General features: G+C 49.8%; 9 protein-coding genes. 3 read left to right on the top strand and 6 right to left on the bottom strand.

The genetic code is table 11. The annotated features are described in order from the left end of the window. Positions 1-34: 34 nt before the first annotated feature. Both DUT91_RS03575 and DUT91_RS25475 read left to right on the top strand, forming a co-directional pair. A complete protein-coding gene (locus DUT91_RS03575; RefSeq protein ID WP_114438941.1) occupies positions 35-799 on the top strand; it encodes a hypothetical protein in 765 nt (254 codons plus the stop codon). A 338-nt stretch (positions 800-1,137) separates the two neighbouring features. Then, positions 1,138-1,398, top strand: coding sequence for a hypothetical protein (locus DUT91_RS25475; RefSeq protein ID WP_147272152.1), 261 nt, complete (start codon positions 1,138-1,140; stop codon positions 1,396-1,398). Positions 1,399-1,428: 30 nt separating this feature from the next. On the opposite strand, the gene DUT91_RS03570 is transcribed toward DUT91_RS25475, so the two are convergent. Continuing rightward, positions 1,429-1,620: a hypothetical protein gene (locus DUT91_RS03570; RefSeq protein WP_245419512.1), complete on the bottom strand. Its 192-nt coding sequence runs from the start codon at positions 1,618-1,620 to the stop codon at positions 1,429-1,431. A 136-nt stretch (positions 1,621-1,756) separates the two neighbouring features. Between DUT91_RS03570 and DUT91_RS03565 the strand changes: the two genes are divergently transcribed. Continuing rightward, positions 1,757-2,068 (top strand): hypothetical protein, encoded by a 312-nt coding sequence (locus DUT91_RS03565; RefSeq protein WP_114438940.1) that lies wholly within the window; start codon positions 1,757-1,759, stop codon positions 2,066-2,068. A 78-nt stretch (positions 2,069-2,146) separates the two neighbouring features. Here DUT91_RS03565 and DUT91_RS03560 read toward each other — a convergent pair whose 3' ends face one another. The 5 genes from DUT91_RS03560 to DUT91_RS25470 form a co-directional block, all read right to left on the bottom strand. Beyond that, complete coding sequence (locus DUT91_RS03560) at positions 2,147-3,478, bottom strand: hypothetical protein (protein WP_114438939.1); 1,332 nt, start codon at positions 3,476-3,478, stop codon at positions 2,147-2,149. A gap of 244 nt (positions 3,479-3,722) precedes the next feature. Beyond that, complete coding sequence (locus tag DUT91_RS03555) at positions 3,723-4,976, bottom strand: hypothetical protein (protein WP_114438938.1); 1,254 nt, start codon at positions 4,974-4,976, stop codon at positions 3,723-3,725. A 54-nt stretch (positions 4,977-5,030) separates the two neighbouring features. Then, positions 5,031-6,359 (bottom strand): Ig-like domain-containing protein, encoded by a 1,329-nt coding sequence (locus DUT91_RS03550; protein ID WP_114438937.1) that lies wholly within the window; start codon positions 6,357-6,359, stop codon positions 5,031-5,033. Between the two features lie 53 nt (positions 6,360-6,412). Continuing rightward, positions 6,413-7,651: a hypothetical protein gene (locus DUT91_RS03545; protein WP_147272151.1), complete on the bottom strand. Its 1,239-nt coding sequence runs from the start codon at positions 7,649-7,651 to the stop codon at positions 6,413-6,415. 254 nt (positions 7,652-7,905) lie between these two features. Continuing rightward, complete coding sequence (locus tag DUT91_RS25470; protein WP_147272150.1) at positions 7,906-9,201, bottom strand: hypothetical protein; 1,296 nt, start codon at positions 9,199-9,201, stop codon at positions 7,906-7,908. Between the last annotated feature and the right edge of the window lie 67 nt (positions 9,202-9,268).

Raw genomic sequence — 9,268 nt, 5'->3', positions numbered from 1 at the left:
AAATTAATGACACTTTCAATGTTCAACCAAGCCCTTGGCTCTTCCAGCCAGGGGCTTTTTTGTTATCTACAATGCGGGACCACTTGCGGCTCGATCCGGTTCCTACAATATCTCCTCGCAAGGTCTTGACGCTGGTGATCGAGGGACTGGCGACCGCCGTCATATCCAAATCATTGAAGCGGCAGATACCGAAATCCGTGCGGACGGAAAGGCGGAATACGAATTTTGGAAAGAAGGCGGTCCCGGCCGCGCGGCGCTGCATGCCATCGCAAGCGGACTTCTCGGCGGCGTCACCGACTGGCAGGGCGCGCTGGCCGGTGCGCTGGGCGGAGCTACCTCGGCGCTGCTTGCGCCAAAAGTGCGAGAACTGGTCGAAGACTTCGTCAAGCAGCCCGGCCTCACCGGCTCCGCCGCCGAAATGATGATTAACACCGTCACCAGCGGCATCCTTGCCGGCGTCGGCGGCATCGCGGGCGGAACCGGCGCGGCGTATGCAGGGAATGCGTATCAGCATAACTTCCTGACGCACAAACAGCTTGATGAGCTCAAACAGGCGCTGAGCGACTGCGCAACGACAGCTGATGTCGCTGCCTGTAAGGCGACGGTTTCGAAAACTTACAGCGATCTCGACTTCGCACAGGAGAACAAGCTCGACGCCTGCCGGTCAGTGACGTGTGTGCAAGACCTTCTGGGCGACCTCAACCAGAATTCGCGGGTTGAGTATATGACGGTGTTTGAACTGCAGGAGCTTGGCCTCGATGAAGCGGTGGCACAGCGACTGTATGCCAATCAGGTATGAGGCCCAGAGCTAGACTCTACGATGACGGTGCAATTGGATCTCGTTCAAATGTTGAAACGCAGAAAGGGCAAGCACCAACTTTGACGCGAACGACTCCTGACGGACAAAAGACAAATGTTCGTTTTGATGGCGTAGACGGGGATATCCTGACTGATAGAAAAATATCTGTTGTCACAACGCAGAAAGCTAAGGATCAAGTTCTGAGACAGTCTGAAGCGCTTCGACAAAATGGTCTATCGGGTCGATGGGAGGTCCCCAATCAGTCCCAAGCGAATCGGGCTAAAAAAAAAGTTTAGTGAACTGGGCGTGACAAATATAACTGTGAAGGTGGTGCCAGAATGAAAAATCATCTTGTTGAGACATTAACTGCTTGTATTGCGGAACTTCTGTTTCAGATGGAATATGCTGACGAACAGGCAATAAATAGTGATTTTTCTTTAAAATTAATGGAGTTTATTGGTGCTGAATTGCAGGGGCTTGATGAACAATCCATTTCAGAATTTATCGCCATACTTACGCGTATAGCGAGCAAGGAAGGAAATGGAACCCGCAAGAAATATCTGGAAGATTTCGCTGAGAATTTTGGTTTGAATGATTAAGAGCCTAACCGACAATTAAGTTGAGCGATTTCAGCCTGTTATGATTCTCTGTTGTTTGCAAAGACCACGGAGGATCAAATGGCCTGGACCGAAACCGCTCGGCGCGACTAGCATCAAAGGCGGCGCATTCGTTGCGCGCACGGCCAGCGACAACATCGACGCGAGATAGCCTTTCATATCCGTGGTGCCCCGGCCGTAGAGTCTCTCTCCGTCGCGCGTCAGCTGGAACGGCGCCGTGTCCAGTTCTGCCCCTCGACCGGCACGACATCGTTATGGGCCGACAGCATGATGCCGCCTGGTCGTCAAGCCCGCGGCGCACCATCAGCCTCGCCTTTCGCCCGGAGGGATCAGGCATGCGATGGGTCTGGAAACCGGCTTCGATCAAATACTGCTGGACAAAATCGATCAGGTCCAGATTGCTCTCGGCGCTGACCGCAGGAAAAGCGACCAGCCGTTCCACGAACCCCATTCGGGTAGATATCGCGAGGTAGGAAGCAAAAAATCGCAACCCAACCGGCGAGGGGCATTAGGCGAAGGCGCCATGCATGGATATGTGGTCGCGGTTCGGTACCATGCGGGCAAATCGATCGTGATCTTGACCGCACTGGCCGCGGGTAGTTTCAGGCAAAAAAGCCCGACCGCCAAGAGCAATAAAGCCTCCGGTTCGTAAAGAACCGGCTGGTCGCGGTCAATCACCACACACCCGCCATCCGCATGTGCGTAGTGTTTCTTCGCCGTGTAGGTAAAATCACTTGGCCGTAGACGATGCCTCTCTCGAAGGCGGCTCGAGGTCATCAGGATCGAAGTCTGTCGGCGCAGAAAACACGTGTGACCAGTAAAATTCATTAACTAGATAGTCAATCTCAAGGCTGCCATAATTGTTACCGCTCCCCTTTGCAATATTTACTAACGGCGTAGATGGTATCATTAAAGTTATCTCCGAATTATTTCCGTTGATATCTTTTGTCACGATATGTTCGCCAATATTATGGCTATAAGAAACCCTTTGGTCCGTGTCGCTTACAAAACCATTGGCATAAAGATATGGAAAAACTTTATCGTTCTGATTCAGTGCGTCGGTATGTATTTTGAATATGAGCCAATATGCTTTATGGGTTTCGTCCCACCAAAAGTAATCATTAGTAATGACGGTTGGTTTATCTTCTTCTTGTTTTGTATTTGGATTCCAAAGGATGGGTATTAGATAGGAAGGATTTTCTAACTTATTGGGGTCCGGTTGGGCCCAGGCGACGCCTGTTGCTTCATAAGGAAACCATGTAGATACTGTCGCGGGGCTCTCGACTCCATCCTGATAAAGGTATTGTACAACATTTTGGCCCGCTGAGGCTTGCGTCTTCTCATTTTGAACAATGGCATCATATGAACTGCTATCCGAGTTCATAACTTGGTATGGTACATCGATGCCTCGGGTATACAGATCTGGCCAGTAAACTGGCGGTGGTCCCAAACTGCCGCTGAGATGATTTAAGGGAAACAGTAAGGTTTTTTCTAAGGGAATACCGTACCGGTCTATTTGGGCCGTCCATCCGGCAACCAAACCGGTAACCTTGCCTATAGTATTGTCAATTACGCGAAAATTATAATAATAGCTGTCTGTATTATCATGGTACACTAGTGGTATTTGAATGAGGCTGCCCCCTTTGGGTGCGGCGAATGGAGAGTCGGAATTCAAAGTAATATTACAGAAAACCACCCGCATAAAAAATTGTTCGCTTAAATCACCATCCGGGATCAGGCTTGCTGATATCATTGCGAGCGCAGGTTTGGAGCAACTGGCATAGATTGTTGCGCCGCCGGCTTCCGCATCCGTTATAGATGTCGATGTGATGGTGCCGGTCTTGTCGGAAAATTGAACCACGCTTCTGGGGCAGCTCCAGTAAACTGTCTGCGGGGTAGTCGGCGGATTGTTTTGGTCATCCAATACAGCTGCCGTCAACTCAACGCGTTTATCCATCTGGCCCGGCGGGATATTGCCAGTATATTCAGCGTCGGTTTGATCGCAAATATCAGTATCATATACGAGGCTTGTAATCCTGTACTCAGCATTTTCGTCTATCATTTCGCATGCTCCTTTCATGGACCTGTAGAGTACTCGAAAAATGCGTAATCATCGCCTCTCTCTCTGGATGTTATATTTGATTCTGCCACGGCTTGTCGGGCGCTCCGGTCGGAGCAGGGGCAATGTGGAGATCACGCTCCGGCATTGCTGGGGTGCAAGGCTTCAGAGTGAGGCGTTGCAGGCGAGAAGCAAAGTTATCGTCTCCAAATTGACGTTGCGGCCCGAATGATCCGGTTGGCGGACTTCATTCGACCATCGACGGTGCCTTTTGCGATGGTGGATCGAGATCACCAGGATCGAATTGCGTGGGAGCCATAAATTTTGGCGACCATTCCTTTTGATTGACAAAGTAAATGACGTCTATTTGCCCATATTGGTTGTCTGCGCCCGCAGCTATATTGACCAGTGGATCAGCTGGTATCGTTACTGTTATTACTTTGTTGGTAATATCGCTATCCGTTACGACGTATTCTCCAAAGCAAGTATAGTAAGAGATTCTTTGATCTGTGTTGATCGTGAAGCCGTTGGCATAAATGTACGGATAAATTTTATCTCCCGGCGCCAAAGGGCCCGTATGTATCTGGAATATGAGCCCATACGCTTTTTCGGCTGTGTCCCACCAGAAGTAATCATTGGTGATTACTTCTGACTGAGTAACTTCCATTCCGGTGTCAGGATCCCAAAGGATGGGTGGCAGATAACTAGTGTTTGTTATCCGCTCGGGATCCGGTTGGACCCAAGGTGCGCCTGTCAATGAAAACGATGTCCATGGCGATAGATATGCGTCAGATGCAGGATTCTCCTGATACAGGTATTGCACGGCATTTGCCGCGTCATTGGTCGGTTTCATGATTTGATAGGGCACATTGAGGCCATTACCCTGCAAATCGCTCCAGGTGCGTGGGTTGTTTAGCCCACTTACCGGGAACAGTAGGGTTTTTGCCTGTACAATATTACTATCGGGGTCGATCTGCGCCGACAGTCCAGCAACTAAACCGGTATCGTCAAGGTGATTATTTGGGTTTAACTTGAAGACGTAAGCATAATTATTATCATCGTCGATGTATGAGGCTGGAGACTGGATTTCAGTAGATCCGTCAGGAGCTTGAACCTGTTTTGAGTTGCTCGAAGGTATGGGATCTGGCTGAGGTGAAACGAAAACTATCTGCACATCGTAGGGGTTCACCCCATTTTGATTCAGGCTTGCTGTAATCATGGCGATCGCAGGCCTGACAGAGTTGACATAGATTGTTGCTTCGCCCGTTTGAAGATCCGTCTCGGATGTCGATATAATGGTGCCAGCCTTGTCGGAAAATTGAACGGCAGCCCGAGGGCAATTCCAGTAGACCGTCTGCGGGATAGTCGGCAGGGCGTTCTGGCTATCGCGTATCGTGGCTGTGAGCTCGATCCGGTTGCCGCTACCGATGTCTCCAGTGCTGCCAATATTGTCGGCATATACGAGGTTTGCTATCCTATACGGACTGTTTTCTACATTCATCGCTGTGGTCCTTCCATGGCGGTTGTAGTCGGTTTTCCGTTCACGAATACATATTCACGCTTGTCGGATTCCAGTCGTAGGGGCGATCTGAACATTTTGGCTGGCAGGCGGCCGAATGCCTCCAGCCGGATGGCTCATTTGGCTGCCGGCAAATGCTTCTTTCGGAGGCTCGAGATTATCAGGGTCAAATTGTGTGGGAGCCTGAAATTTAGTCGACCAATCTATTTGATTAACAAAGTAAACTAAGTCTAGTTGCCCATAATTATTGCCAATGCCGGAGGCAATGGTGACCAACGGATTTGCCGGTATCATCACGGCTACTATTTCGTTGGCGCCGCTTGCGTCAGTCGTTACAGTATGCTGGCTGAGGCGCGTATAATAGGAAATCCTCTCAGTTGTATCAACTATAAACCCGTTAGAGTATATGAAAAGATATAATATATCTCCTGCATTTAAAGTATCTGTATGAATCCTAAATGTGAGCCAGTACGTTTTATGCCTTTCGTTCCACCAAAAATAATCATTTGTGATGGTGTAGGACCCGTTTTCTTCCCGATTTCTATTTGGATTCCAAACGACGGGCGGGGGGTATTTGGGATTAATGACCCTATGAGGATCTGGCTGGGCCCAGATTAGACCTTCTGCCCCATAGGAAAACCATTTCGATACCGTTGCAGAGTTTTGGGAGCCATCCTGATAAAGGTATTGTACCACGTTTGTTAGGCCATCCGTCAAATTCATGTCTTGATAGGGCACATTGAGGCCGTTGCGCTGCAAGGCACCCCAAGTGTAACGGTTGTTTTGCCCGCCTACGGGGAACAGCAAGGTTTTTTCCAAAACAGCACCGTGCTGGTCGATCTGCGCTGTCCATCCGGCAACCGCAGCGGAATTCTTTGCTGCGGGTTTGGGAGAAATCACGAATTTATAGGAAAAATTATCCATATGATCCTGGTGCACCGAAGGTAGCTGAATCAAGCTCGCACCGGCGGGTGGACCAAAGGAGGATTCGAGATTAGGAGCAATGGTACAGAAAACTACCTGTATATTGAAGGGAAGCGTCCCATTGGGGTTGAGGCTTGCTGATACCAGGGCGAGCGCAACCTTCGGAGAACTGACATAGATTGTTGCCTCGCCCGTTTCGGAATCCGTTTGTGACGTCGACGTGATGGTGCCGGTCTTGTCGGAAAATTGAACCACGCTTCGGGGGCAACTCCAGTAGACTGTCTGCGGGGTAGCCGGTGGGTTGTTTTGGTTATCGCGTACCGTTGCCGTGAGTTGGATTCGGTTGCCGTTATCAAGGGGAGCGGCACCGATCGAAAGGTCGCAAATATTGACGTCATATATGACGCGTGTGATGTTATAAGTGTTATCATCGGCATTCATGGCTTTGTTCCTTTTTGGACCGGTTGACCTTCGAATGTCACCAGCCGATTGGATCATCTGGCTGCCGGCGAGGTCTCTTCAGGAGGATCGAGGTCCTCAGGATCGAATTGTGTGGCACAGGAAAATTTAGGCGACCAATCTATCTGATTGGCGAAGTAAGCGACGTCAATCTGCCCATACTGATTGTCGCTGCCATAGGCTGCTGTAATTAATGAGTTTTCCGGTATCATTGCAGCGATTATTTCGTTAATTCCGTTTTTATCAGCCGTTACGGTATATTCCCCAAGATCAGCGTAGAAAGAAACTCTCTGATCTGTGCTGTATTTGAAACCATTGCAGTATATATAAGGATGTATTTTATCTCCTGGCGCCAAGTGGTCCGTATGTATGTGGAATATGAGCCAATACATTTGATTTTTTTTATCCCACCAGAAGTAAGTATTGTTGATGATGGTGGGGTTTGGCTCTTCTTGTTCTGTGTTTGGATTCCAAATGACGGGCGGCTGATAATTGCGATTTACGACCCTATAGGGATCCGGCTGCGCCCAGGCAGTGCCTGATGCCGCAAAAGGAAACCACGTCGATATTATAGCGTCAGAGGCAGCATCCTCCTGGTAAAGGTATTGCACGACGTTCCTTAGCCCGTCATTCGAATCCATGATTTGATATGGAACGCTAAGACCGTTGCTCTGTAAGGCGCCCCAACTATAGGGGTTGTTTTGCCCGCTGGCCGGGAAGAGCAAGGTTTTTTCTAGTACGATATTGCTTCGAGGGTCGATCTGCGCTGTCCACCCGGCAACCCAGGCGGTATCGTTCGCGGTGGGTTGAGGAAGAACCGCGAAATTATAGGCAAAACTGTAGGAGTCATCTTGATCCACCGTAGGTATTGAAATGACGCTGATGCCGGTGGGAGAAGCAAATGAGGAATTGAGATTGGGGGCGATGGTACAGAAAACTATCTGTATATTGAAGGGAAGCGCCCCATTGGGGTTGAGGCTTGCTGATACCAGGGCGAGCGCAACCTTCAGGGAACTGACATAGATTGTTGCCTCTCCCGTTTGGGGATCTGTCTGGGATGTCGATGTGGTGGTGGTGCCGTCCCTGGAAAATAGAACGGTATCCCGAGGGCAACTCCAGTAAACCGTCTGCGGGGTAGCCGGTGGGTTGTTTTGGTTATCGCGCACCGTTGCCGTGAGTTTGATCCGGTTGCCGCTGTCAATGTCTCCGATATCGCAAATATTGAGGTCATATGCGAGGATCGCGATCTTATAAGGGCTATCTTCGGCATTCATTGTTTCATTCCTTAACATGGCGGTTGTCATGCGCTACCCGGTCACGAATGGATATTCATGCCCGCCGCTTGTCGGGATCGGTCGGAGGGACAATGCTGATGCGTTCTCCGCCAGTGCACAAATGGCGCCAGGCTTCATGAGAAGCCTTTGCGAATTCCGGTGAGGGCGGAAGCTATCGCTCCCGCCCGCGCCCGATGTGAAGGGCGCCCGAACATTCTGTCTGGCGAACGGTCGAATGCCGCCAACCGGTTGGATCATTTGGCTGCCAGCAATGCCTCTTTCGGAGGATCGAGGTTGTCAGGATCGAATTGTGTGGGAGCCTTGAATTTCGACGACCAACTTGTTTGATTGACAAAGTAAATGAAGTCCAGCTGCCCATAATTATTGCCGCTGCCGGAGGCAATGGTCACCAACGGATTTGCAGGTATATCTACTTTTATTACGTCGTTGACCCCGTTTGTTGCAGTTACCGTGTATCCGCCGGCGGGGAAGTTGGGACCCCAGAGGGACACTCTCGTGTCAGTGTCGATAATAAAGCCGTTAGCGAAAAAGTATGGATGGACTTTGTCTCCGACGTTTAGAGAATCTGTATGTATATGGAACGTGATCCAGTACGCCTTATTCGTTGAGTCCCACGAGAAATAGTCATTGGTGATGGTAGTTTCACCGGATTCTTCTATTTCTCGCAAAGGATTCCAAACTTTGGCCGCCAGATATTTGGAGTTTGGTGGCCAGTTGGGATTCGGCTGGACCCAAGGTGTGCCTGTCAAGGCAAACTGGAACCATGGCGACAGGTATGCGTCGGAGTTGGGATCTTCCTGGTACAGGTATTGCACGGCATTCGGGATGTTCACGATCCCATTGCTAGAGGAATCGGTGCCAGCGGTTAGCATGGCTTGATATGGGACCGCAAACTGGTTGGTTAGCAATGAACCCCAGGTATATGGACCTCCTTGACCACTCAAGAGTTCATTGGATGGAAACAGCAGGACTTTTTCCAATACGACATTATACGAATCGATCTGAGCCACAAATCCTGCAACCCAACCGTTGTTGTCCAGTTTCGTATTAGGGGTCATGTCAAAAGTATATAAATAGTTATTTCCGTCATCTGCATAACTATTTGGAGGCGCGATTAAAGATGGGCCAGTCGGAGGAACCAAGCCTTTGGAGTTGCTTGAAGGTTTCGCATCTGGCTGAGGCGAAACGAAAGCTATAAATGTTGTTTTGGGGTTGCCCATATTGGATGTCATGCTTGCTTCTACCAGGGCAATCGCATTTTTGGAGCAGCTCACATAGATAGTTGCTTCACCTGTATTTGGATCTGTCTGGGACGTTGATGTCATGGTAGAGCCGTCTGCGGAAAATAGAACGGCACTCCGAGAACAATCCCAGTAAACCGTCTGCGGGGAAGTCGGTAGGGCGTTTGTTTTATCGCGTACCGTTGCTGTGAGCGTAATGTGGTTGCCGCTGGTGATCCCCCCAGGGTCGCAAATATTGACGTCATATACGAGGCTTGTGATGATGTAAGCGCTATCTTCGATGTTCATTGTTCCGTTCCCTTCTCTGTTTCAGGAGGTGATTTTGAATGTGGTATTCAGGGTTATGGGCCCCGCT

Source organism: Paramesorhizobium salinisoli, from assembly GCF_003335045.1.
GTDB lineage: Bacteria > Pseudomonadota > Alphaproteobacteria > Rhizobiales > Rhizobiaceae > Paramesorhizobium > Paramesorhizobium salinisoli.
The sequence above is the reverse complement of the archived record's forward strand: the minus strand, read 5'-3'. Positions and strand labels throughout refer to the sequence as shown.